Source organism: Shewanella sp. NIFS-20-20 (assembly GCF_019209865.1).
Classification (GTDB): Bacteria; Pseudomonadota; Gammaproteobacteria; order Enterobacterales; family Shewanellaceae; genus Shewanella.
Genome location: NZ_JAHUTT010000007.1, coordinates 65,214 through 89,870 on the forward strand (window position 1 = coordinate 65,214; position 24,657 = coordinate 89,870).

Annotated in this window: 22 protein-coding genes; 21 read left to right on the plus strand and 1 reads right to left on the minus strand. The window is 41.0% G+C overall.

Annotation, left to right across the window (positions count from 1 at the left end; all coding sequences use genetic code 11):
- Positions 1–33: 33 nt before the first annotated feature.
- Positions 34–1,539, minus strand: a complete 1,506-nt coding sequence (locus tag KU855_RS03900; RefSeq protein WP_218529045.1) for a peptide MFS transporter — start codon at positions 1,537–1,539, stop codon at positions 34–36.
- Positions 1,540–1,760: 221 nt separating this feature from the next.
- On the opposite strand from KU855_RS03900, the gene KU855_RS03905 reads away from it, so the two are divergent.
- The 21 genes from KU855_RS03905 (at position 1,761) to KU855_RS04005 (ending at position 24,344) form a co-directional block, all read left to right on the plus strand.
- Positions 1,761–2,069, plus strand: a complete 309-nt coding sequence (locus KU855_RS03905) for a hypothetical protein (RefSeq protein WP_218529046.1) — start codon at positions 1,761–1,763, stop codon at positions 2,067–2,069.
- Positions 2,066–2,641: a transcription termination/antitermination NusG family protein gene (locus KU855_RS03910; RefSeq protein ID WP_218529047.1), complete on the plus strand. Its 576-nt coding sequence runs from the start codon at positions 2,066–2,068 to the stop codon at positions 2,639–2,641. Before KU855_RS03905 ends, KU855_RS03910 begins: the two co-directional genes overlap by 4 nt.
- A gap of 901 nt (positions 2,642–3,542) precedes the next feature.
- Positions 3,543–6,329 carry an SLBB domain-containing protein gene (locus KU855_RS03915; RefSeq protein WP_218529048.1) on the plus strand — a complete coding sequence of 929 codons (2,787 nt, stop codon included), beginning with the start codon at positions 3,543–3,545 and terminating at the stop codon, positions 6,327–6,329.
- Positions 6,330–6,932: 603 nt separating this feature from the next.
- The gene (locus tag KU855_RS03920; protein WP_218529049.1) at positions 6,933–7,904 is read left to right on the plus strand and encodes a Wzz/FepE/Etk N-terminal domain-containing protein; all 972 of its coding nucleotides are present in this window, start codon (positions 6,933–6,935) and stop codon (positions 7,902–7,904) included.
- A gap of 107 nt (positions 7,905–8,011) precedes the next feature.
- On the plus strand, positions 8,012–9,127 hold the full coding sequence (rfbB, locus tag KU855_RS03925; protein ID WP_218529050.1) for a dTDP-glucose 4,6-dehydratase: 1,116 nt from the start codon (positions 8,012–8,014) through the stop codon (positions 9,125–9,127).
- Positions 9,127–10,002, plus strand: a complete 876-nt coding sequence (rfbA, locus tag KU855_RS03930) for a glucose-1-phosphate thymidylyltransferase RfbA (RefSeq protein ID WP_218529051.1) — start codon at positions 9,127–9,129, stop codon at positions 10,000–10,002. The genes rfbB and rfbA overlap by 1 nt, the downstream gene beginning before the upstream one ends.
- 7 nt (positions 10,003–10,009) lie before the next feature.
- Positions 10,010–10,891, plus strand: coding sequence for a dTDP-4-dehydrorhamnose reductase (rfbD, locus tag KU855_RS03935; protein ID WP_218529052.1), 882 nt, complete (start codon positions 10,010–10,012; stop codon positions 10,889–10,891).
- Positions 10,892–10,895: 4 nt separating this feature from the next.
- Positions 10,896–11,441 (plus strand): dTDP-4-dehydrorhamnose 3,5-epimerase, encoded by a 546-nt coding sequence (gene rfbC, locus KU855_RS03940; protein WP_218529053.1) that lies wholly within the window; start codon positions 10,896–10,898, stop codon positions 11,439–11,441.
- A gap of 11 nt (positions 11,442–11,452) precedes the next feature.
- Complete coding sequence (locus KU855_RS03945) at positions 11,453–11,872, plus strand: FdtA/QdtA family cupin domain-containing protein (RefSeq protein ID WP_218529054.1); 420 nt, start codon at positions 11,453–11,455, stop codon at positions 11,870–11,872.
- Positions 11,853–12,320, plus strand: a complete 468-nt coding sequence (locus KU855_RS03950; RefSeq protein WP_218529091.1) for an acyltransferase — start codon at positions 11,853–11,855, stop codon at positions 12,318–12,320. The genes KU855_RS03945 and KU855_RS03950 overlap by 20 nt, the downstream gene beginning before the upstream one ends.
- On the plus strand, positions 12,313–13,425 hold the full coding sequence (locus tag KU855_RS03955; RefSeq protein ID WP_218529055.1) for a DegT/DnrJ/EryC1/StrS aminotransferase family protein: 1,113 nt from the start codon (positions 12,313–12,315) through the stop codon (positions 13,423–13,425). The genes KU855_RS03950 and KU855_RS03955 overlap by 8 nt, the downstream gene beginning before the upstream one ends.
- Positions 13,426–13,439: 14 nt before the next feature.
- Complete coding sequence (locus KU855_RS03960) at positions 13,440–14,372, plus strand: glycosyltransferase family A protein (protein WP_218529056.1); 933 nt, start codon at positions 13,440–13,442, stop codon at positions 14,370–14,372.
- Positions 14,369–15,637: an oligosaccharide flippase family protein gene (locus KU855_RS03965; protein WP_218529057.1), complete on the plus strand. Its 1,269-nt coding sequence runs from the start codon at positions 14,369–14,371 to the stop codon at positions 15,635–15,637. Before KU855_RS03960 ends, KU855_RS03965 begins: the two co-directional genes overlap by 4 nt.
- Positions 15,597–16,775 (plus strand): glycosyltransferase, encoded by a 1,179-nt coding sequence (locus KU855_RS03970; RefSeq protein WP_218529058.1) that lies wholly within the window; start codon positions 15,597–15,599, stop codon positions 16,773–16,775. The genes KU855_RS03965 and KU855_RS03970 overlap by 41 nt, the downstream gene beginning before the upstream one ends.
- Positions 16,765–17,640: a glycosyltransferase gene (locus tag KU855_RS03975; protein ID WP_218529059.1), complete on the plus strand. Its 876-nt coding sequence runs from the start codon at positions 16,765–16,767 to the stop codon at positions 17,638–17,640. The genes KU855_RS03970 and KU855_RS03975 overlap by 11 nt, the downstream gene beginning before the upstream one ends.
- Before the next feature lie 367 nt (positions 17,641–18,007).
- A complete protein-coding gene (locus KU855_RS03980) occupies positions 18,008–18,826 on the plus strand; it encodes a hypothetical protein (protein ID WP_218529060.1) in 819 nt (272 codons plus the stop codon).
- The gene (locus KU855_RS03985; RefSeq protein ID WP_256260866.1) at positions 18,823–19,836 is read left to right on the plus strand and encodes an acyltransferase; all 1,014 of its coding nucleotides are present in this window, start codon (positions 18,823–18,825) and stop codon (positions 19,834–19,836) included. Before KU855_RS03980 ends, KU855_RS03985 begins: the two co-directional genes overlap by 4 nt.
- A 28-nt stretch (positions 19,837–19,864) precedes the next feature.
- Positions 19,865–20,794, plus strand: a complete 930-nt coding sequence (locus KU855_RS03990; protein WP_256260867.1) for a glycosyltransferase — start codon at positions 19,865–19,867, stop codon at positions 20,792–20,794.
- A complete protein-coding gene (locus tag KU855_RS03995; protein ID WP_218529063.1) occupies positions 20,782–21,699 on the plus strand; it encodes an NAD-dependent epimerase/dehydratase family protein in 918 nt (305 codons plus the stop codon). Before KU855_RS03990 ends, KU855_RS03995 begins: the two co-directional genes overlap by 13 nt.
- Entirely contained in the window at positions 21,696–22,244 is a 549-nt protein-coding gene (locus KU855_RS04000) for a sugar transferase (RefSeq protein ID WP_218529064.1), read from the plus strand. The genes KU855_RS03995 and KU855_RS04000 overlap by 4 nt, the downstream gene beginning before the upstream one ends.
- Positions 22,245–22,409: 165 nt before the next feature.
- On the plus strand, positions 22,410–24,344 hold the full coding sequence (locus KU855_RS04005) for a nucleoside-diphosphate sugar epimerase/dehydratase (RefSeq protein ID WP_218529065.1): 1,935 nt from the start codon (positions 22,410–22,412) through the stop codon (positions 24,342–24,344).
- Positions 24,345–24,657: the final 313 nt, after the last annotated feature.

Here is a 24,657-nt window from a genome sequence, read left to right on the forward strand (position 1 = left end):
AATTGTCGGTTTTTTTAGCGTATTGAAACATGATTAACGTTTTATGGCTTCATGTTCCGCGGTGACAGCTATTTCTTGCTCTAACGCTTGTTCTTCGCTGTCTGATTTTGATTCAGCACCATGCATCCAATCGACAAGTTTGTCGGCCATAAAGTAAAGGATGACGGCTGACACTGTGGCCGTAATGGCAATACCAGCAAAGATAGACATCGCATTGGCGAGTTGTTCTTCTTTACCACCACCGTGACCGATAAACGAACCAACCACACCAGCAACCTTATTTGCCATCGCAATGAACAGGAACCAAGCCCCCATCATTAATGAGGCAATACGCAGAGGAGCCAGTTTAGTCACCATAGATAAGCCAATAGGAGATAAACATAACTCACCCATGGTATGGAAGAAGTATGCACCGACTAACCACCACATGCTTGATTTAGCATCAGGGCTACCGTCCATTTGCACCACAGCACCGATCATGAATAAGAAACCGATAGCCAATAAAAACAGACCTAAGGCAAATTTGACCGGTGAGTTGGGTTCACGCTTACCTAAACGGATCCAAATTGAGGCCACGACAGGGGCAAATAACACAATAAAGATTGCGTTAAGGGATTGGAAATAGGTGGTTGGCACTTCCCAAGTCCCGATATAGCGATCGGTAAACTCGTTAGTGAACAAATTCATCAAACCACCGGCTTGCTCAAAACCTGCCCAGAAAATAATAGTGAATAAACCGAGCACCATGATGACTTTAATGCGGTCACGTTCAATTTTGGTCAATGGTTCTTTACGCGTTTGTCCAAGTTCGGCTTGACGTTCGCGCTCAAGCTTGGCCGCAGGCACAGTACCAATATCGCCTAACAGCTTTTGAGCAAATAAGAACTGGATAATCAGTGATAAGATCATACCCACACCAGCACAGAAGAAACCGGCTTGCCAGTTGTTCACAAACACTTCTTGACCATTGATTATTTCAGTATGGCCAAAACTGGTATAGGCCCATGCGACCACAAAACCAGACAGTGCCGCACCTAAGTTAATACCCATATAGAAAATGGTGAAGGCGCCATCTCGTCTATGGTCGCCTTCTTCGTAAAGATCGCCCACCATAGTAGAGATATTTGGCTTAAACAGACCATTCCCTAAGATCAGAGTGCCTAAGCCAATATAGAATACAGTGGTTTCTGCCCCTGGAAACCAGGCATGGGGGGCCGCTAACATAAATTGTCCGGCAGCCATTAAGGCACCACCGAAATAAATGGCTTTGCGCTGGCCAAGATAATTATCAGCCAACCAACCCCCAATTAACGGGGTTAAATAGACTAACGCCGTGAAGGTACCATAAAGAGACAACGCATCAGCCTGAGTCCAACCTAAACCACCACCGCCTTGCTTGTCGACTTGATCTACCAGATACAGCACCAAAATAGCGCGCATCGCATAATAACTGAACCGTTCCCATAATTCTGTTGTAAACAGTAGGAACAAGCCCTTGGGATGCCCTAGCATCGTACCCTGGGGTTTTGTTACGCTCATTAAATTCACCTTCAGCTTGTGATTGTCTCGTAGAAAAACTACGAAAGGCGCGCTCCTGTTAGGTATTATCCTTGCTGATCCAGCATTTGCTGTTGCAGCGACTTCAGAGTCAACGCTTACTATTATTGTGTCATTTTATTGTAAAAGCTTTTAAACGTTAAAAAGCCTACCTTATATACCCTTTAACGTCGGCATAAGTCAACGCGAGTAATGAGTTTGTCTTGGGTGTGGATTTAGTAAGTGTTGGTAAATCAAACAAAATCAAGGTGACCTTTGCTAACCTGCACGCCTCTTTTACGATTAAGCATGATGAGGAGGGGGATGCCTTGCAGGCTTTTTATGGAAACCTTATAAAAAAGGACAAAATGACATTTTTTACGCGTCATAAAGTGTGTATTGCAAGGGGTTTAGTACTTTTTGGCAAAAAACTCAGCAAAACCGCGACTTTTAGTCTATTGCTATCGAGTTTCATTTTGTTATCATCTAATGCCAGAAATGGATGTCGTCTTACCACAAAGAGGTTGTTATGAATGCATGGTATTTGCTGTACTGCAAAACTCGAAATGAATTACGAGCGCAGCAACACCTCAATCTGCAACAAATAGCAACCTACTTACCGATGCTGCAACAAAAAACTAAAAATAGTCGTGGCAAAGAGTCGATAAAATCCACCCCGTTGTTTCCTGGCTACCTATTTGCTCGGTTTGACCCCGAAGTAACCTCTGTGGTGACCATCAAAAATACCCGTGGTGTTGCTGGCATTGTTGATTGCCGAGAAAAAATGCAGCCATTATGCCATTTGGTCTATAGCATCAAACGCCAAGAGCGTGCCCTTGGTATCATTGACCTGACTGATTCTGCTTTGCCAGTAACAAACACAGCGATTGACGATGAAGATTATCTGCCGGTGAATTATTCTGAGGGCGACAGAGTCTCATTTATTGATGGCCCGTTTGAAAAGTTAGAGGGCATTTTTCAGCAGCAAGACGACAAGACCCGTTGCACCATACTGATGGAAGTGTTAGGGCGAATGCAGAAGGTTAAAGTGAGTACTCGGGTGTTAACGCCGGCGTCAAAGCCGAAGATGAATTCAAACAATTGAAAGATAGCCATTCACACAGAAAAAAACTAACTATTGATCGCCCAGAGTCCTAAAGATTGTTTATATTTGGCCATAATTAGTCCGTTGTCGTGTAATTTTGTGTACTCACCTCACCGTCTCATCAGCCGTTTTGTGGGCGTTGACCAGCTTGAGTAAATTGACTGCAGTCGTTACAAAATAATGACAAAAAGCTGGGGATGGCGCCAACAAATCAGTATAATATTGGATTGCTGTGATGAGTGGTCATTTGCGCCGGGATGCGGCTAAACCGCGATAGAAAACGGTCAGTGGGTAATGCCCACTCGCAGCACGATTTTAGTCGCACAATTTATCAATTGTGAGTGGGTAGCACTGGCAAGCGAGTTCAGTAAACTTACTTAAAAACAAGTTACACAACAAGGATTTCCGAGTCACGGAGGGCAATTTAGGAGCCGCAACCTATGGGCGGTAGCGTGCCTGAAAGGGTGAGGAACTGCAGGTTGAGTTATCGAACGTGAGGCCGGATGCCGAGCTGGCCGTTGATATAGGGACATACTTTCGAATGAAAAGTTTCATTCGTTTAGCGTTAGCCGCAAATAATTGCCGGGAGCAATTATTAACAGCTTTAGCTGACCCGAAGGGTGATTTGTAGGATGTAAATTATAAAGCCTCTGGCCGCCACGCGGACCGGTAGCGTGCCTAAATGGGTGAGAAACCGCAGGCTAACCGCTCGAACGTGAGGCAGGATGCCGAGCTGGCCGTTGATATAGGGACATACTTTCGAATGAAAAGTTTCATTCGTTGAGCGCTAGCATCGCCACATTCTAACGTCTAGAACCTTCTTCTTTACGAATAAAAAATCCTCGCCTTGGCGGCAACCATACTTTGAATTTACTTGTTTGATTTTCCATGGAGATATTGGGTGTTAACGACTTATAAAAAAATCATCATTGCAGGCGTCAGTGCGCTGTTACTGATGACGGGGCAGGCGCAAGCAGTGACTCCATCACCACAGATGATAGAGCAATTTAAAAAGCTTCCGCCAGCAGAGCAACAACGAATTGCTAAGCAATACGGTATCGATCCATCCATGCTCAGTGGGGCTGGCAGCTCAGCAAGCCAAACCTTGGACAATCCGAATTTAGTGAATGCTCGTGGCCAACAAACGGCGAATGGTCAATTTGACGCCACTGATGATGCCAACCAAGGGACCAACAATAGCAAAAACAAGCAAAAAGAATTCAACTTCGAAGACGGCCAAGATAAGCAAGAACTGAAACGATTCGGCATAGAATTATTTGCGGGTGAGCCGACCACGTTTGCGCCAGTGTCTGATGTGCCCGTGCCATCCACCTATGTGGTGGGGCCTGGCGACCACATCAAAGTGCAGCTGTATGGCAAAGAAAATAAAGAGTTTGACCTGATGGTTGGCCGCGATGGCAGCATCGAGTTTCCTGAACTCGGACCTATCAGTGTGGCTGGGTTAACCTTTGCAGACATGCGTCAATCATTGTCTAAGCGGATTGAAAAACAAATGATTGGTATGGAGTCGAACATCACCATGGGTGAGTTGCGCTCGATACGCATTTTTGTTGCCGGTGATGCGTATAAGCCAGGCTCATATACTGTGTCTAGCTTATCAACGGTAACGCAGGCGCTATTTGTTGCTGGTGGGATTAACGACATTGGTTCGCTGCGTAACATTCAGGTAAAGCGTGATGGCAAATTGATTGGTCGCTTTGACTTATATGATTTACTGATGAAGGGCGATGCCTCTGGCGACATGCGCTTACAATCAGGTGATGTGGTGTTTATCCCGGCGGTCACTGACTTAGTGCGAGTGAACGGTGAAGTGCGCCGCCCTGCGATTTATGAAATTCAACAAGGTGAGACTTTAGGTGATGTTCTCACCATGGCCGCGGGATTGCGGGCGGGTGCCTACCCGAAGAGTAGCTCTGTTGAGCGCTATAATACCGATGGTTTACGCACCATTAAAAACGTTGATTTAACCGCAAAAGCGGGTCAGTCAGTGAAGGCACAAAATGGCGATTTTATTCGAGTAAAAACCGCTTCAAGCCAATTTGATAAAGCCATCACCGTGGTTGGCGCAGTCGTTCGCCCAGGTAAGTATCAGTGGTATCAGGGGATCCACATCAGCGACATCATTCCCTCGTTGTGGGGTGATTTAGCCATTAGTGCCGACCTTGATTATGCCATTGTGGTTCGTGATGTTGATCAGTTTGGCAATGTCGAAGTGCTGCAGTTTGCCCCTGGTCTTGCCGTTGTCAATAAAGGCAGTGCTCAGGACTTAGCGCTACAGGCAAGAGATAAAATTATCATTTTTAATTTTAACGATGAAACCCAAAATCGTTATCAACTGAATAAACTGGTGAAAGATAGAGTTGAAAAAATCACTGACTTAACCGGTGACAGCATGCTTGGCACTGATTTATTTAAGGCTGGTTTTGCGCAATTACAACAGCGAGAAATCAACCAACGCAGCGAAATTGGCGGTGTGGTTGTTAGTGATACTGATAGTGGTCTCAATGCAGAACAACAAAAGCTGATCACGGGTGAAGTCAACCGGATGTTGGCTAACTTGTTTGAGGATGACGATTTAATCAAGCTCAGCGGTCAGATGAACCGGGGTGAATTGTTATACCCAGTGATTATTAAACTTAATAGTCAAGGCCGCGCCGGCAACGGGGTACAAATTGTCGCGGTGAACGGTGAAGTGCGTTTCCCCGGGGTTTACCCACTGACAGTAAATGGTGATGTTAAACAGTTAATTACTGCCGGTGGCGGTTTAAAAGAGGGTGCCTATACCGAACGCGCCGAATTAACCCGCACTGTCGTACTAGCAAGCGGTTCAAGTATCGAACATAAGACCATCGCCCTGTCGCAAGTGTTGGCTGGTAACATCGAAGCCAATACTCGCCTTGAAAGCCGCGATATTTTAACGGTAATGACTACGCCGGATTGGCAAGAATATCAATCGGTTGAAATCCGTGGTGAAGTCAAATTCCCCGGCGTATATAACATCCGTCGCGGGGAGACGTTAGAAGATGTCATTTCTCGCGCCGGTGGCTTTACTGATTACGCTTACTTGCCATCCGCTGTGTTCGTGCGCGAATCAGTCCGTAAACAAGAGCAGTTAGAAATTAAAAAACTGGCGGATCAACTGCGCCGCGATATTGCAACACGTGGGGTTTCGAAAGACGGTAACGTAGTTAACTACAGTGACGCGCAATTAATGTTGGCTGATTTAGAAAACATTAAAGCTGTTGGGCGTTTGGTGGTTGATTTACCGGCTATTTCTGTTGGGGTTAAACAGGCAGATATTCAGCTTGAAAACCAAGACATTTTATACGTGCCATCAACAGTACAAACCATTGCCGTGATGGGCGAGGTGCAACATGCGGCCACGCATCGATACAAGGGGGGCTTAACCGTTGATGATTATATTGAAATGTCAGGTGGCGATCGTCGCCGTGCTGATAGTGGCCGCACCTATGTGATTAAAGCGGATGGCAGCGTGATGATGCCAAGCGGCTCACTGTGGTACAGCAATCGCGATGAGTTAATCCCAGGTGACACCATTATTGTACCACTCGATACCGAGTACAAAGATAACCTCACCCTATGGTCGCATATCACCCAAATCATCTACAACAGCGCCGTTGCCTTCGCCACCGTCGCAAATCTTTAACCACAAAGCGGTCTTAGAACGCCGTTGGCTTGCTAGAACGTTTGCAGGCTCACGGCGTGCAGCTAGAACGGACTTCATCCAGCTCTAAAGTCAATGACTGAAAGCAACCTATTTGTCCGCGTTAGGCTTTTTCTTGTATGGAAACAAGCGAAGCACTCTAACCAGCCGTAGAGCAAGCCAACGGCTGCTCAGACGACTGAAAGAAGTGACTCCAATGCGATTCGAGCAACTCGATGTTTGGAAAAGAGCCTCAAGGTTAGCTTGTGAAATATACAAAGCGACTGAAACGATAAAAAAATTAAACAAGAACCCGCAGTCAACCCGAGCAAGTAATTCTTGCTGTTATAGCAGCAAAGCGATCTAGCCGTGCAAAGCACGACCTAAAATCTAGACTCTTAACTCATGAGTGTCTAGACAACAGAAATGAATACCAGAGCGAGTATCAACAGCTACCAGCACGTAATAGAAGCGCACTAGAATCTGCTTTACATTCTAATCGCGAACCATAAATTTACTTAAAAAATTTAAGCCGAAAGCTTTGCTCGTATAGCAGCGTAGCGCTCTAGCCGCGAAGCGTCCTAGCATCTAGAATCTGAAGACACTATGAACAAAGAAATACAACCCCAATATCAAGACGCACAATTTTCTACTATGCAGCGACCCGCTGACGACGAGATTGATCTGCGCGAGCTGTTTTCGGTCATCTGGCAAGGCAAGTGGCTCATTCTTGCTATTACTGCCGGATTCGCGATTGGCTCGGTATTATTTGCCCTCAGCCAACCCAACATTTATAAATCTGAAGCCTTACTAGCGCCTGCCGAAAGCGAAAGTGGCGGTGGCGGTTTAGCGGCACTAGCTGGGCAGTTTGGTGGCCTAGCCAGCATGGCGGGGATTAACTTAGGCAGTGGCGGCGGGGTTGATAAAACCCAACTGGCGATTGAGGTGATGAAGTCGCGCCAGTTTATTAGTGAATTCATTCAAAAACACCAAATACTGCCGGAACTGATGGCCGCTGAAAAATGGGACATGGCCACCAATACCGTAGTCTATAATCCCGAATTGTTTGATGCAGCCACCAACACTTGGGTGCGTGAAGTCAAAGCGCCATTTAAGCCAGAACCCTCCATGCAAGAAGCGTATAAAGCATTCAGTAAAATTTTTAGCGCCAATAGCGCGAAAGATACTGGCATGGTCACTATTTCTGTTGAGCACTTATCCCCATCTATCGCACAACAATGGGTCAACTGGTTAGTGCAAGACATTAATGAAGTCATGAAAAAGCGCGATGTGATGGAAGCCGAACGCGGCCAAGCCTTTTTAGAACAGCAATTACGTCAAACCAACATCGCCGATATGCGCTCAGTATTGTATCAACTGATGGAACAAGCCCAAAAAACCATTATGTTTGCCAATGTTCGTGAAGAATATGTGTTTAACACCATTGATCCTGCATTAGTGCCAGAAGAAAAAAGCAAACCAAAAAGGTCATTAATTTGTATATTAGGGACGCTATTTGGTTTTGTAATTGGTTTGGTTATAGTCTTTGTTAGGTACATATTTAATAGTAAACGCTAGTTTAGATATAGTTTTAGTTTTTGAAATTATATATTGTGAATATAAGTAATGACTGCTAAGTGTAAATAAAAATTAAATTTATAGCTTATTATATTTTGAGAGTAAAAATGAAGATATTGGTTACAGGTGGTGCAGGATTTATTGGTTCTGCAGTTGTGAGATACATTATTAATAATACCAAAGACAGTATAATTAACGTCGATAAACTCACTTATGCAGGTAATCTTGAATCACTTGTAAGTATTGATGGAAGTGAAAGATACTTATTTAATCAAATTGACATTTGTGATCGTGCGGAGCTTGATAGAGTCTTTTTACAGCACCAACCTGATGCGGTGATGCATTTAGCTGCAGAATCACATGTTGATCGTTCTATTACCGGCCCGGCAGATTTCATACAAACCAATATCGTAGGCACCTATACGCTGCTTGAAGCCGCCCGCCAATATTGGATGCAACTCGATGCTGAACGCAAAGCTGCATTTCGTTTCCATCACATTTCAACCGATGAAGTCTATGGCGATCTACCACACCCTAACGATATTGAAGGTGGAACAGAGCCCTCAGCGAATAAAAAGTTACCACTATTTACAGAAACGACATCATACGAACCTTCAAGCCCGTACTCTGCATCTAAGGCAAGTTCAGATCACCTTGTTCGTGCTTGGTTAAGAACCTATGGCCTACCAACGATAGTAACAAACTGTTCAAATAATTATGGCCCATATCACTTCCCTGAAAAATTAATCCCACTTGTTATTTTAAATGCATTAGAAGGAAAGCCATTACCTATTTATGGTAAAGGCGACCAAATTCGCGATTGGTTATATGTTGAAGACCACGCTAGAGCACTTTATAAAGTAGTGACTGAAGGTGTGGTTGGCGAAACCTACAACATTGGCGGCCATAACGAAAAGCAAAACTTGGAAGTTGTCCAAACAATTTGTGAAATTTTAGATTTATTAGTGCCAAGAGAAACTAAGTATGGCGAACAAATCACTTATGTAACCGACAGACCCGGCCACGACAGGCGCTATGCGATTGATTCTAGTAAGATGCAACGTGAACTCGATTGGACACCACAAGAAACTTTTGAAACAGGTTTACGCAAAACCATTGAATGGTATCTGGCAAACCAAGAGTGGTGTCAACATGTGCAAGATGGCAGTTATCAGCGTGAGCGTTTAGGTGTAGAGTCACCGACGACAAAGGAAGAAATGTAATGAAAGGTATTGTATTAGCCGGTGGCAGTGGTACGCGTTTATACCCATTAACACGAGGAGTTTCTAAACAACTTCTTCCAATTTATGATAAACCGATGGTGTTTTATCCTATATCTACATTAATGTTGGCTGGTATTAAAGACATTCTAATCATTACTACGCCTGAAGATAATGCAGGCTTTAAGCGTTTATTAGGTGATGGCTCTGATTTTGGTATTAATCTCGAATATGCGGTTCAACCGAGTCCCGATGGCTTAGCGCAAGCCTTTATTATTGGTGAAGAGTTCATTGGCAATGATCCTGTTTGCTTAGTGCTTGGCGATAATATTTTTTACGGCCAGTCTTTTTCAAGTACATTAAAAAATGCTGCTTCACGTAAATCCGGAGCAACTGTTTTTGGCTACCAAGTTAAAGATCCTGAGCGTTTTGGTGTGGTTGAGTTTGATGAGGATATGAAAGCGTTATCCATTGAAGAGAAGCCAGATTCACCTAAATCAAACTATGCAATTACAGGCCTTTATTTCTACGACAACCGCGTTGTTGAAATGGCAAAAAAAGTTAAACCTTCTCATCGTGGCGAGCTTGAAATTACCACGTTAAATGCAATGTACCTTAATGATGGCTTATTGAACGTTGAGTTGTTAGGTCGTGGTTTTGCGTGGTTAGATACTGGCACTCATGAAAGTTTGCATGAAGCCTCCTCTTTTGTCCAAACCATTGAAAATGTTCAAGGCCTAAAAGTTGCCTGTTTAGAGGAGATTGCCTGGCGCAATGGCTGGTTGACTGATGCAGAGGTTTTAGCTCTTGCAGCACCCATGATGAAAAACGAATATGGGCAATATCTTACTCGTTTAATTAATCACAAAAGAAAGTGAGTTACTGATGCGAGCCTTAGTTACTGGATGTAATGGTCAAGTTGGATATTGCTTGGCGACATTACTGGCTGACGATGACAATGTTACATTGTTAGCAGTAGACAAAGAAGCACTTGATATCACAAATCAAGATCAGGTGATTGAAGTCGTTAACGATTTTAAACCTGATATCATCATTAATGCTGCTGCATATACCGCAGTAGATAATGCAGAGCAACAAGTTGAACTTGCTTATGCTATTAATCGCGATGGTCCGAAATTTCTAGCAGAGGCTGCACAAAATATTGGTGCTGCAATACTGCATATATCGACTGATTATGTATTTGAAGGTAATAAATCAACTGAGTATAATGAGTTAGACATAACAAACCCTCAAAGTATTTACGGAGCTAGTAAGTTAGAGGGAGAGATTGCCGTAGCTAAAGTATGTGAAAAACATATAATTTTACGAACAGCCTGGGTGTTTGGTGAACACGGTAATAACTTTGTAAAAACCATGTTGCGCATAGGCGCTCGTAGTGATGAATTAAATATTGTGGGTGATCAATATGGTGGTCCAACTTATGCCGGTGATATTGCAATAATACTCATTGATATTGCAAAACGAATTTCAAATCATGATTTTGTTGAGTATGGCATATATCACTATTCCGGCTTACCACATGTCAGTTGGTACGAATTTGCGGATTTGATATTTAATAATGCTGTTGCTGCAGGAGTAATAAGCAGAAAACCTAAGCTTCACAGAATCCCTACTGAACAGTATCTAACACCAGCCAAACGTCCAAGCAATTCAAGATTAAGTACCTGTAAAATCACTGATAACATGGGGTTTATTGCCAGTGATTGGCAGATGGCACTCACCAATATCGAAGCCTTTATGGAATAAATACATGAAAGTCATCAATACTCGAATACCAGATGTAAAGATTCTAGAGCCAAAGGTGTTTGGTGATGAGCGTGGTTTCTTTATGGAAACATGGAATCAAGTAAAATTTGAAGAGTTAGTAACAGGTAAACCAATCCGATTTGTACAAGATAACCATTCTAAATCTAAAAAAGGGATCTTAAGGGGTTTACATTACCAAACTGAGAATACACAAGGGAAATTGGTTCGCGTTGTTTCTGGTGAGGTCTTCGACGTTGCAGTGGATATCCGCCGCAACTCCAACACATACGGTAAGTGGGTTGGAGTTTACTTATCTGCTGAAAATAAGCGGCAACTGTGGATCCCTGAAGGCTTCGCTCATGGGTTTTATGTTACGAGCGAAGAGGCGGAGTTTGTTTACAAGTGCACTGATTACTATAACAGCGCTTCAGAAATTTCGATTCGATGGGATGACCCAGCTATCGCCGTCGAATGGCCTATCTCCGCAACACCGCAGTTATCTTTGAAAGATAACAATGCGATTAGTTTATGCGATGCTCCGACAATTTAAATGGTGCGCTGATGTCAATAGTTAAAATGTTACAGTTCAACGCTCTTGGCGATGAACGTGGTAGTTTAATTGCTCTCGAGCAAAATAATAATATCCCATTTGAAGTTAGGCGAATTTATTATCTTTTCGATACCAAACCAAATGTGGTTCGTGGTCTACATGCGCATAAAAATTTGAAGCAGGTGGCAATTGCTATTAAGGGTAGTTGCCGCTTTGTACTGGATGATGGAACGAGTAGGCAAGATGTATGGCTAAAGTCGCCAAATGAAGGATTGCTTATCGAATCGTGTTTGTGGAGAGAAATGCATGACTTTAGTGAAGATTGTGTCTTAATGGTAGTTGCAAGTGAGAAATATGATGAAAGTGACTACATTCGTAACTATGAAGACTTTTTGAAAGAGTGTGAAACTAATGATACATCCGCTAAGTGATGTCCAAACAGACAATATTGGCCAAGGAACGAGAGTCTGGCAATTTTCCGTGATTTTGGCAGGGGCTAAAATAGGAAGTAACTGTAACATATGCGCTCATACATTAATTGAGAATGATGTTTTAATTGGTGACAACGTTACGGTAAAATCTGGGGTATATATCTGGGATGGTATAACAATCGGAAATAATGTTTTCATTGGCCCTTCAGCAACCTTTACTAATGATAAAACTCCAAGGTCAAAGGTTTATCCTGAACAGTTTTCAAAAACAATCGTTTGTGATGGTGTGTCTATTGGTGCCAATGCAACAATACTACCAGGCATCAAGCTTGGACATCATTGTATGGTGGGAGCAGGCGCTGTCGTAACAAAAGACGTACCGCCAAATGCAGTCGTTGCCGGTAATCCCGCGAAAATTATTAAGTATTTAGAGAAACAAAATGATTAACTTCCTTAATTTAAAATCCATAAATAGCCAATACAGTAACGAGTTAAAGAACGCATGTGCAAGAGTCATCGATTCTGGCTGGTATATAATGGGGCCGGAATTAGAGGCATTTGAATCCGAGTTTGCTCAGTATTGTGGGACTGAATATGCCATTGGTGTAGCAAATGGCTTGGATGCTTTGATATTAACAATACGCGCCTGGAAAGAGCTGGGGAAATTGAATGTTGGTGACGAGGTGATTGTTCCTGCAAATACGTATATAGCCTCAATACTTGCAATTTCTGAAAATGGATTAACACCCGTTCTGGTTGAGCCTGATGAAGAAACATTAAATATTTCACCAACAAATATTAGGGAAGCAATTACAGAAAAGACTAAGGCTATACTACCAGTTCATCTTTATGGACTAATTTGCCCTATGCCTCAAATCATGGATATAGCCCGGGAATATGAACTGCTGGTATTGGAAGACTGCGCACAAGCTCATGGCGCAAATATAGATGGCAAGAAAGTTGGAAACTGGGGACATGCCGGCGCGTTCAGTTTTTATCCAGGGAAGAACCTTGGGGCACTCGGCGACGCTGGAGCAATCGTAACCAATGACAGTGAATTGGCAAATGTTTTAAGGGCGCTAAGAAATTACGGTTCGCACCGAAAATATGAGAACCAATACAAAGGTGTTAATTCACGTTTAGATGAGATTCAGGCAGCGATGCTGAGGGTTAAACTGAAACACTTGGATGCCGAAGTTTCTCGAAGACAACAAATTGCGGCTAAATACCTCAATGGACTAGCCTCTGTTGAGCAGATCAAGCTACCGACTGTAAATAATCAAAATGAACATGTATGGCATTTATTTGTTATTCAAACTGGTTGTAGACAAGATTTGGCAGACCACTTGCTGAACTTAGGCGTTCAAACATTAATTCATTATCCTATCGCGCCTCATGCTCAACAGGCATATGCCAATGAGTTTTTTGGATATGAACTTCCAATCACTGAAAATATACATTCACGGGTTTTGTCTTTGCCGATTGATCCTACTATTTCCGATTCCGACGTAGAAGTAGTTATCAACAGCATTAAGCAGTTTTATAAATCGTAGCAACGGGAAAGATAATGAAGCCTAGATTCTCCATCATAATTCCACTTTATAATAAAAAAGGACTAATAAGTAAGACTATAGACAGTGTATTATCTCAAACTTACACTAATTTTGAGATTATCGTTATCGACGACGGTTCAACGGACGGTTCTTTGGAGTCGATTTCAGGATTGAATGATGAACGTCTTAAGTTATTTAAAAAGGAAAATGGTGGAGTTTCTTCTGCAAGAAACTTTGGTATAAATAAAGCACAAGGGCAATATGTGGCTTTTCTTGATGCTGATGACAAGTATGAATTTAGTTTTTTGGAAAATGTCAGTTCAGCCATTGATAAGTTCTCATCCGCTGATGCCATTTGTACTGCTTTTTTTAGAGTTAATGACAATATAAAGATGCCATCTTATATTCCAGATATAGAAAGTGGCTCTCCATTTATCGTTACGGATTTTTATAGAACCTGGGCAAGTGATTCATTCTTCTGTGCTTCATCAATTGTAGTAAGAAGGGAATACTTTTATAGCCATCAGAAATGGTTTCCAGAAGGTGAATCGCTCGGTGAGGATCAAGAAGTATGGTTTCACATTGCTGATAATGGGCAATTTGTTTACATCCCAAAATTGCTTTCTAACTATACTATAGGGATCGTAGATAGCTTGAGTTCGTCTTCAAACTTAAATTTAGACGAACTTCCCTTTGTAACACGTCTTAAGCAACGTTCACTAAATGAAGGCATTAATTCACCAAAATGGTACTTTATTTTTAAATACAATTTAGAAAGAGCTATTTTAAATGCTCTAAATGGTCAAAAAATCGAAGCGATTAAAATTTTTAGAAGTAGCAGATTTTATTTATCATTTATGAAATATCAAATTTTGCTTTTCTTGTTACTTTTAACACCAAGTTGGCTTGTTGCTTTGGTTCGGAAACTCCGAAGAGGGTGTAGATGAAACCTGGTTCGCATTTTTTAAATCTAATCTGGGCTCTCTCTGAAAAAGTAATTACCATCTTATTAACATTAGTCACAACCGCAGCTATAGCGAGATATTTTGGAGTTGAGGTTTTTGGTGCTTATCAGTTTGCTATGTCAGTGCTTTTTGTAGCGACATCATTGACTTGGTTATGTCCAGCAGAAGCACTTTTTTCAAAGGTTAGACCTAACGGTACAATTGATAACTCGGTGATCGTGACATCAATAATATATAGATTTATAGTGTCACTAATAGTGTGGTTTGGTGTTTTTATCTATGCGTGGTTTAGTGTTGAATCCGATGTTCTACTAGCTTTTATTCTGATTTTAACCATTACGCTAGTATATTCTGAACCTCTTGGTATTTTTAGGTTTATTCTTGAGTGCCAAGGCTATTATCATCTAACTGCTAGAATTCGATTATTTTCATTAACTTTTAAAGTGGTTCTAGTTTTACTGTTTATTTATTGTGATTTTTCGCCGCAAGTTGTAATTGGGCCTGTCATTTTTGAATCTATGTTGCTTTCTTTATGTTGCATTTATTTTGCTCTACGTTTTGATAAGTCAATAAATATTACGCTGTCTGAATTTGATAAGAAAATTGCTCTTGATTTCATTTTTGACGGTCTCAAGTTGTGGTTTGGTTTAGTCTGTATGAACATTTTTTTGAAGTTAGACAGACTGTTACTTCAGAATAGTAGCTCTGCAGATATTTTTGGTTATTATGCTGCCTCATTTAGTTTTATGGAACAGATATTATCATTGTCAGCAATGATATTTGCAGTGCTGGGTCCGATTCTTATTTATCGTTCCTCGACAGAGTTACTTAAAGAAAATACCTTGAAATTGGCGTTTATAATGTTTCTTGTTGGCCTTCTCAGCGCCCTTATCAGCTATTATCTGTCCAGTTATCTCATAAGTTTAATCTATGGTGAAGACTATGCAGAATCAGTTGAAATTTTTAGAGCTTTCGCATTTATAATTCCATTTGTATTTCTCGACACAGCTCTAAATGCTTATATTATAAAAAATAAATCTTCATTGTATTTTACGTTTAAGTGGTTGTCAGCGCTGGTAACTAGCTACTTAGTGATTACATTTAACCTGAGTGAATATGGTTGGGTCGCTGCAGGATATGGATACTGTGCTGGTTTTATCATGGCTGTTGTCATCTCGTTAGTATATCTGTTAAGGCGGTCGAAGTATGTTGCAGTCGCTAAAAATCAATCTAAAAAACAAAGTTAAAAAAAATCCCTCGCTAATAAGATGTTATGAGTTGTTTTTTCATCGAGATTTAAAGAATTTTTATAATTCTGGTTTCAGTAAGCGAGTTCTAATAAGCTATAGTACTTATCATTTTAAGGCTGGTAATTCTGGATATAGCAAGCATTCTAATTATCAGGAGTCGAAAGTTATTGCGGGGATATTTCATGGTTTAGGCTATCAAGTAGATATTACCAATAATAATCGATTGACCAAATTACCATTGAATTCTTACGATATCATTTTTGGAGAAGGCTTGCCTTTGTATCAAGCTATTGAAAATGAGACAAAGTCTACCAAGATTTATTATGGTACAGGTTCCCATCCGTACCATTGTTCTCAGCAATCAATATCCAGATTGATAGACTTTTATCGGCAAAAGCGGTTTTTGGCAACAGGTTCATTAAGAACCAATGATTACCGTTGGGGAGTCGCGGCGTCTTTGGCTGATGCCGTTATATGTATTGGTAACGACGTTACAAAAAGTACATTCAAAGAGCAGGGCGCGTTAAGCGTATATACTCTTGATCCCAGTTTTCATGCGCGGGATGATGCATTAACCATTGGACAATCAAAAGACTTTGACACATGTCGACGTTCTGTGCTGTGGTTTGGTAGCTATGGTCTTCTCCATAAAGGGTTGGACTTGGCCGTTGAAGCGTTTAGAGAAAATCCCAGTTGGACACTCCATATCTGTGGTTATACCGAAGCGGAAAAAGAACTGTTAGATGCTATTAGTTTGCCCAAAAACGTAGTTGTACACGGTTTTGTCAATATATTTTCTGAAGAGTTTAGATCACTTTGTCTTGATTGTGGGTTTGTCCTGTTGCCTTCTTGCTCTGAGGGGCTAGCAACTGCGGTTATTACTTGTGTTGCCAATGGTGCGATGCTGCCAATTGTTACTAAGGAATGCGGTTTCGATATTGGAGACAATGGATTTAAAATAGAACTTTCAAAATTTAGCATTACTCGGGTTTTACATGAAGTAGATAAGCTTGAATCGAGAGTATTAAAAAGCAAGGCATTAGCTATTCAGGCTGATACTTTGGAGAGATATTCTTTGGTTAACTATAAAACAAGCCTCTTAAATAGCATTAGGGATATTTTGGATGAATGTTAATCCTTTAATAAGCATTGTTATACCAGTTTATAATCATGAAAAATATATTTTTGAGTGTTTAGATTCCGTTATTTTACAAGAATATAAAAATATAGAAGTCCTGATTTGTAATGATGGTTCAAAAGATAATTCAGAAGCTAAGATAAAAAAGTGGTTAGCTAAACACCCCGATATTAAATGTAAATATATTAGCCAGAAGAACCAAGGGGTGTGTAAAACGTTAAACACTTTGGTGAGTCTTGCGCGTGGCGAATATATTACGATATGTGCGAGCGATGATAGCTTAACTTCAACGAGTATATCATCCCGATTAGAATGCTTGATTGCTCATCCTAATAAGCTTGCCTGTATTGGTGATGCCACAGTAATAGATCAACATTCTTCGGTTGTCTCGGATAGCGCGATGAAGTCTCTATATCATTCCAACAAGTCTAGACTGCAAAGAAATATTGTCGATGAATTAGTATTGCGTTGGGCAGTTGTGGGCCCCACCTTGCTTATTAGCAAAAAAGCATATGATAAAGTTGGGTGTTACAATCAAGAGCTTGCTATTGAGGATAGGGATTTTTACCTAAGATTATTAGCTCATGATTTACTGGTATTTATACCACAAGTTGTCGCTAACTATCGAGTTCACACTGGTAATCTGAGTCGTAAGAGTGTAAATGCCAGATTGGTGGTTGCGCTCGAAGTCGCAAAGTCAAACTTAATCAACAGTGATCTATATGAAGGCAAATTACGATGGTTTTTGAAAAGCCACAAATTGGATTTGTTACTCATCAACTATCGCGTTCCTAAGCTATCTTTTTTGTTGTTATCTGTATACAAAGTGATTAGGAAAGCCATCGTAAAAGTAATTATTTGATATGTGGATTTCACTGTTAGCCCTTGTTATTTGCCTTCTAGTTTTGTGTCTCGATTATTCGAGATCTGGTTATTTAATTGTTCTAAACCCATTTTTTTGGGTCGTGTTATTGTTACTTTTTTATTTTGCTATTCCTTCTTTATTCTCAGAGCAGATAAGTAATTATTATAATTGGGGGCTATTTAGGGCTGACATATTGTATTCAAGATTATTAACACTATTGGTGACGGTATACTTTTCTTTTTTATTATGCTTGTTTAGCTCAAAAAATATCGGACCTATAATTTTAGAAAGAGATAGACACTCACCTGTCTTAATTTGGGTTGTTTGGTTAGTAATTGTTAGTTATATTTTTTGGTTGTTCAAGTTGAAATTATCTGAAGGTGTATTCTCTAACGCCTTCTTATATGATGCTGATGCTGCAAAGGATCCATATAAACTTAAAAATATTGCATATTTACTGATACCAGTATCAATATATTTGTTTTTTGATAGGTTCCGCTTTTGGGTATTTATTCCTAATATTTTAATAGTTTTGCTAGACCTACTGCATGGTAGTAGAACAACTGCGTTCATTTGTCTTATTCCTATACTTATATGTTTTATAATTAGACATAAGAAGCTCTACCTAACTCAGCTCTTGATTTTATTTGTGATGATGCTGGCTATTGGAATTATCCGCAGTGATAACGTCGTTCAAAATGTACCTTGGTATATCTCAGCTATCGGTGAATTTAGGGAAACATATATTACATTGCCTCTCTATATAACAGATGTCGATTATGTAGGGAATGGTAGTTTTATAACATATATTGGTAGTCTTTTATTCGGTATTGTTCAGCCGTTGAGAGAGTCAATTTCAAGTGCTTATATGTTGCCAGGCACATTCATAGCAAGGGATGTTGCTCGTGGTTATGGTTTAGGTTCGAACTTCCTGATTGAATCTTTATACTTTGGTTTCTATGGTCTGATAGCGTCTATAACACTACTAACATCATTCATGTTTTTTTTGTATCGGCAAGTATACAAACTAAAAAGCATAAATTCGGTTTTGTTGATTACTCTTTTTATTGTATTTTCTAGACTTATTATAAGGGAAGGAGTTCCTGTTAATGTTGGCCTGTATTTTTTTATTCTCATTTTTTATATACTTCCAATTTATCTGATGAGGAAAGTCAAGCTTTGATATATAGCATACACTTTTTGAGAGGAGTTGCGGCGTTATTCGTTTTCTTTTATCATGTTTATCATATAGTTCGAATATACACTGATATTACACATCCTCGGCTTGAGTTTTTTCACATTGGCGTAGACATCTTTTTTGTAATCAGTGGTTTTATAATGATTGCGGTATTGTCAAGGGTTAAAGTCTTCGACGCTAAGTACGTCGTTAAATTTTTGAAAGCAAGGTTTATTAGAATTATTCCTCAGTACTTCCTTGTAACATTCGTAATCTATATTGGGTATGTTTATATATTTAATAACCCTCGAGAGTTGGATTATAAGGACTTGCTGACTAGTTTGATATTTATTCCTTACAAGACGGTTGATGGTGTCTATCCTGTTTTGGGGGTCGGGTGGACGTTGAACTATGAGATGTTGTTTTATGCTGTTTTAGCTCTGTCAATTCTAATTTTAAGAAACTGTTATGTATTGGGAGTGTTTATAATTTTTAGTGGTCTTGCTGTTAGCGGTCACTTTAGTTTATTTAGTTCAACTCCTCTTATCTTCTGGTCCAAACCCATTATTTTAGGGTTTTTAGCTGGGATGCTGTTAGGAATATTCTACTTTAAAAACTCAACTTTTTATTCGGTTAGGTATTTATACCTTTTTACGTTGTGTATTTTGTTGTTCGTATTTGGTTTGTATACGCAACATATGATAGTTGCGATATTAACAGTTGGCGTTTTGTTACTTCTGGAAAATAATGGCGCCGCTAGGAAGGTTTTTAAGTCAAGAGTTTTTGTGTTCTTAGGGAACACATCTTATACGCTATATCTGCTGCATCAGCCAGTATTGTCGTTGTTCGGGAAAGTTTTTGATAAACTCTACGGTTTTGAACTGCCATTTTTTATATTTTTCAGTGTGATATCTTTAGCCGTATCTCTGGGGCTCGCTGTAATATTAGATAGACTTATATCCAGAATTTCAGCTGAAGTTAAGGTGAGATTAATCCGTCAAGTGGCGAAAGAGTGATGTAGTAAGGTAATTAATAATGTGTGTAATGAATAATAGTCATCGACGAATTGCTATCCTCTTGGCTGCTTATAATGGGGAAGATTATCTTTTAGAACAAATAAGTTCGATATTAAATCAGGTGGATGTTCAATGCGATATTTATATTAGCTTGGACAAGTCAATTGATGAGTCATATCAATTATTGTTAGATTTAGCACAATGCCATGAGAATATTAAGCTGCTGAGTTATGGAGAAACCTATGGGAGTGCAGGGCAAAATTTTTTCAGGTTGTTAAAGGAAGTAGACTTTTCTGGTTACGACTACGTAGCCTTTGCTGACCAAGACGATATATGGTTGAAGGATAAGTTGTCTTCAGCAGTAACAATGCTTAATTCTCGCGGCTGTGATGGTTATTCCTCGAATGTTACCGCGTTTTGGGAAGATGGCAGAGAGAAAGAGATTGTAAAATCCTCCCCTCAATCACGGTTTGATTTTTTGTTCGAATCTGCTGGTCCTGGTTGTACTTTTGTGATGACTCGTCGACTTGCTTTGGATATCAAACAGTTTTTGATCGACATCGGCGAGCAAGTTGAGGATATTTGGTTGCATGACTGGTTTTGCTATGCGTTTGCCAGAGCACAGGGCTATAGCTGGATTATCGATTCCAATAGCTACATGCGGTATCGTCAACACAGTGCTAACTCAGTCGGAGCAAACTCGGGTCTTGACTCTTTGTTAAAGCGCATTAATAGCGTCATGAGCGGCGATGCATTTGATAAGGTGATCAAACAAGCAAGTATTCTGGGTCTCGATATACTTGAACCTATACAGCTCATACAATGTGGTTCTTTTCGCTCTTCGGCCAAACTTTTGTCTCTTGCCAATCAATGTCGGCGTGACAACAAAGATAAGGTTCTTTTTTTTATGGCGGTATTGTGTAGTAGCTTCGGAAGGAGCAATCAATGTCGAGATTGATGGTCACCGGCGCTACAGGGTTTGTTGGGAGACATTTGTGTCAAATCGCAGGAAATTGCTATCGGGTTATCCGTCATAAGCCCACGGAGGCTGACGGTTCATTTATTGTTGTCCCAGAACTTGATGGTTCAGTCGATTGGGCTCATCTGATTCCAATGGATGTAGAGTGCATAGTTCATTTGGCTGGCATTGCCCATAACACCAGCAGCGATGAGGATTATGTCCGTAGAATTAACGTCGACGGTACATTGCATTTAGCTGAACAAGCCGCGCTTGCGGGTGTTAAACGTTTTGTATTTGTAAGCTCGATTGGGGTAAACGGGCAGCAAACGGTGGAAGCGCCTTTTACTCCCACTGATCGGGCATCGCCCTCTAATGCTTATACTCGGTCAAAACATGAGGCGGAGTTAGACCTGCAGAACTTATCCGAATCTATGGGGTTCGAACTGGTTATCGTTCGACCTACTTTGGTATACGGGCCTGATGCTCCTGGTAACTTTGGGCTTTTAGCCAATTTGGTTAAGCATGTACCGCTGTTGCCTTTTGGTTCCATCCATAATAGTAGAGATTTTATTACCGTACACAATTTGGCAGACCTGTTGGTAACTTGCTCAACTCACAAAAATGCCCCTGGTCATATTTTTTTAGCTTCAGATGGTGAAACGGTTTCAATTAAAGACTTCACTAATGCAATTGCTAAAGGATTAAATAAAAAGTTAATTCAGCTACCTGTTCCCGTTAGTCTTATGTATTTAGCGGCTCGTATTGTCGGTAAACAAGCAATGGCAGAACAGCTTTTAGGAAACTTACAAGTTGATTCTTCCAATGCTCAAGACGTTTTAGGTTGGGTTCCACCTTACACAATGGAGCAAGTAATGGCTTCACTTTCTGAGAATAAAAAATGATCCGTATTATTGATTTTTGTGCTGCCTTCTTAGGCCTGTTGTTTCTTTGGCCTATTTTACTGATTGTCACCATTATCGGAATGTTTGATACTGGCTCGCCGATTTTTGTTCAAACTCGTGTCGGCCGACATAAAAAGCCATTTAAATTGATTAAGTTTCGCACTATGTCCGTTGAAACAAAATCAGTAGCTAGTCACTTAGCGAGCAATGCATCAATCACCAAGTTGGGTTACTTTCTACGCAAGACTAAAATCGATGAGTTACCGCAACTCATTAATGTCGTCAAAGGTGAGATGAGCTTGGTTGGTCCACGTCCAAATTTATTTAACCAAGAAGAATTGATTAAGGAGCGTGACGCATTAGGTGTTTATGATGTTCTACCAGGTGTTACTGGTTTAGCACAAGTTCAAAACATTGATATGTCTACGCCTGCTTTATTAGCTAAAACTGACAAGCAGATGATTGATAGCCTATGTGTTAAAGATTACTTCAAGTATATCTTGATGACGGTGACCGGCAGTGGCGCTGGAGATGCGATTAAATAAACTTCCAGCTTGGTTTTTGAACGGTTTTTTGTTGGTCGTTCCATGCTAACTGTCACATTGTGGTAATGTTAGCTATTGTTTAACATCGAAGGTTGTTCGATTTTATCTTACCGAATTTTTAAATAGTCATTTTGCTATTCAGTAGATGAATGCATGGGAAGCGTGATGGATGTATTACAGAGTATTTTCTCGTTAAAGCGGGCGCAAAAACGGTTAGTTTCTGTGGCTATTGACTCATTGATGTTGGCATTTGCCTTTTGGTTTGCATTGTTAGTGCGACTTGACACTGCCACCATTTTTATTGACAAAACCTATTGGTTGTTAGCCGCTTTTACCATTCCGGTAAGTATTTTCGCTTTTACTAAGCTGGGCTTATACCGCGCCGTATTGCGTTATATGGGACTGCAAGCACTGACAGCCATCATACTGGGCGCTATAGTATCCACAATCGTATTGGTGCTTGGCGCGTATTATTTAGATTCAAGCTTACCGCGAACTGTACCCGTGATTTATTTAGCTTTTGCCTTAGTGTTAATTGGTGGTTCGCGCGCGATTGTGCGTTCTCTGGTTGGCTCAGGCATGAAGCGCGTCGGCGAGCCGGTCATTATTTATGGTGCCGGCGTTAGTGGGCGCCAACTCTTGATGGCCTTGGCGCAGAGCCATGAGTATTCACCTTTTGCTTTTGTCGATGATGATAGCAGTTTACATGGCACTGTGATTCAAGGGGTACACGTTCACTCGCCGTCGATTATTCGTAAACTGATTAAGCAAAAAAGCGTGACTAAAGTGCTATTGGCGATGCCCAGCGCATCCCGCGCATGTAGGCAAGCCATTTTGGCCAAATTAGAGCCGTTAGCGGTGCAAGTGTTAACTCTGCCGGCGATGGCAGAGCTAGTCAGTGGCACTAAACTCTACACTGACATTAAAGAAGTCGAAATTGATGACTTACTTGGTCGCGATTCTGTCGCGCCGAGAGCAGATTTAATGGCAGCCAATATCAGCAACAAAGTGGTGATGGTAACGGGGGCGGGCGGTTCAATTGGCTCAGAATTATGTCGGCAAATCATTAAACAAAAGCCTGCTAAATTAATTTTATTCGAGTTATCTGAATATGGCTTATATGCGATTGAAAGAGAGCTCAATGCCTTAGCACTTGAAGCAGGCATTGCCGTTGATATTTACCCTATGCTTGGGTCTGTGCAGCGGGAGAATCGCTTAGAAACCGTGCTTAGCTCGTTTGGTGTACAAACTTTGTATCATGCGGCAGCCTATAAACATGTACCATTAGTTGAGCACAATGTGGTTGAAGGTGTGCGTAATAATGTGTTTGGCACGCTTTATACCGCCAGAGCGGCTATCGCGGCCAACGTTGAAACCTTTGTGTTAATTTCTACCGATAAAGCGGTGCGCCCAACCAATGTGATGGGGACCACTAAGCGGATGGCAGAACTGGTGTTACAAGCTCTCTCTAAAGAGTCACATGCTACCCGTTTTTGCATGGTCCGTTTTGGCAATGTCTTAGGCTCGTCTGGCTCTGTGGTGCCATTGTTTCGCGCTCAAATTGCCAATGGCGGCCCTGTGACGGTGACTCATCCTGAAATCACCCGTTTTTTCATGACCATCCCCGAAGCCTCACAGTTAGTGATACAGGCTGGCACTATGGGTAAAGGCGGCGATGTATTTGTGTTGGATATGGGGAAGTCAGTCAAAATTGTCGATTTAGCAGCGAAGATGATCCGCTTAAGTGGTTTTTCTGTTAGAGATGAAAATACGCCAGAAGGTGACATTGAAATCCAGTTTAGCGGCTTACGCCCTGGTGAAAAACTCTATGAAGAGCTGCTGATTGGTGATGATGTCACAGGAACAGAGCATGAGCGTATCATGACCGCCAATGAATTGTTCTTGCCTTGGGTTGAACTTGAGAAAATTCTTAATCGCTTAGATAAGGCTTGTCATGAATTCGACCATGAGCGTATTCGTGAGATTTTGCTGACGACCCCAACCGGTTTTAATCCCACCGATGGTATTTGCGATCTTGTTTGGCAACAAAAGGCCAATAACGACAGTGCGTCATCTAAGATCGTCAATTTGGTGTCTTAAAAAATTACTTATTACGCTTGAACTCGATCTGTTTTATAGTAAAAACTATAGTTTCTTAGCTGTTATTAATCTAGACGGGTCTGCGGCTCACTATATGTTAGTGCCGTTGCCGTCGCTGGCTCACAGCGAGGCATAAGCAGACTCTAGATGCCAGGACGCTTCGCGGGGAGAGTGGCCTGCTAGAGCAAAGACTGGCCCTAGGGGGCGAGGTCCTCAAAAAGGCAAGGTCTTAGGGAAAACCTGATTTTTTGGGAATTAAGGTTATAGGGGGTAAACGTTGCTAGTCAATACTATCTGCGCAAGTACACTGCCA

Coding starts and splice junctions, on each gene's coding strand:
- rfbA (WP_218529051.1), top strand. CDS start 9,127: ATGAAAGGTATTGTATTAGCCGGTGGCAGTGGTACGCGTTTATACCCA.
- KU855_RS03900 (WP_218529045.1), bottom strand. CDS start 1,539: ATGAGCGTAACAAAACCCCAGGGTACGATGCTAGGGCATCCCAAGGGC.
- KU855_RS03920 (WP_218529049.1), top strand. CDS start 6,933: ATGAACAAAGAAATACAACCCCAATATCAAGACGCACAATTTTCTACT.
- KU855_RS03990 (WP_256260867.1), top strand. CDS start 19,865: ATGAATAATAGTCATCGACGAATTGCTATCCTCTTGGCTGCTTATAAT.
- KU855_RS03995 (WP_218529063.1), top strand. CDS start 20,782: ATGTCGAGATTGATGGTCACCGGCGCTACAGGGTTTGTTGGGAGACAT.
- KU855_RS03950 (WP_218529091.1), top strand. CDS start 11,853: ATGATACATCCGCTAAGTGATGTCCAAACAGACAATATTGGCCAAGGA.
- KU855_RS03965 (WP_218529057.1), top strand. CDS start 14,369: ATGAAACCTGGTTCGCATTTTTTAAATCTAATCTGGGCTCTCTCTGAA.
- KU855_RS03910 (WP_218529047.1), top strand. CDS start 2,066: ATGAATGCATGGTATTTGCTGTACTGCAAAACTCGAAATGAATTACGA.
- KU855_RS03945 (WP_218529054.1), top strand. CDS start 11,453: ATGTCAATAGTTAAAATGTTACAGTTCAACGCTCTTGGCGATGAACGT.
- KU855_RS04005 (WP_218529065.1), top strand. CDS start 22,410: ATGGATGTATTACAGAGTATTTTCTCGTTAAAGCGGGCGCAAAAACGG.
- rfbC (WP_218529053.1), top strand. CDS start 10,896: ATGAAAGTCATCAATACTCGAATACCAGATGTAAAGATTCTAGAGCCA.
- KU855_RS03955 (WP_218529055.1), top strand. CDS start 12,313: ATGATTAACTTCCTTAATTTAAAATCCATAAATAGCCAATACAGTAAC.
- KU855_RS03970 (WP_218529058.1), top strand. CDS start 15,597: ATGTTGCAGTCGCTAAAAATCAATCTAAAAAACAAAGTTAAAAAAAAT.
- KU855_RS03975 (WP_218529059.1), top strand. CDS start 16,765: ATGAATGTTAATCCTTTAATAAGCATTGTTATACCAGTTTATAATCAT.
- KU855_RS03960 (WP_218529056.1), top strand. CDS start 13,440: ATGAAGCCTAGATTCTCCATCATAATTCCACTTTATAATAAAAAAGGA.
- rfbD (WP_218529052.1), top strand. CDS start 10,010: ATGCGAGCCTTAGTTACTGGATGTAATGGTCAAGTTGGATATTGCTTG.
- KU855_RS04000 (WP_218529064.1), top strand. CDS start 21,696: ATGATCCGTATTATTGATTTTTGTGCTGCCTTCTTAGGCCTGTTGTTT.
- rfbB (WP_218529050.1), top strand. CDS start 8,012: ATGAAGATATTGGTTACAGGTGGTGCAGGATTTATTGGTTCTGCAGTT.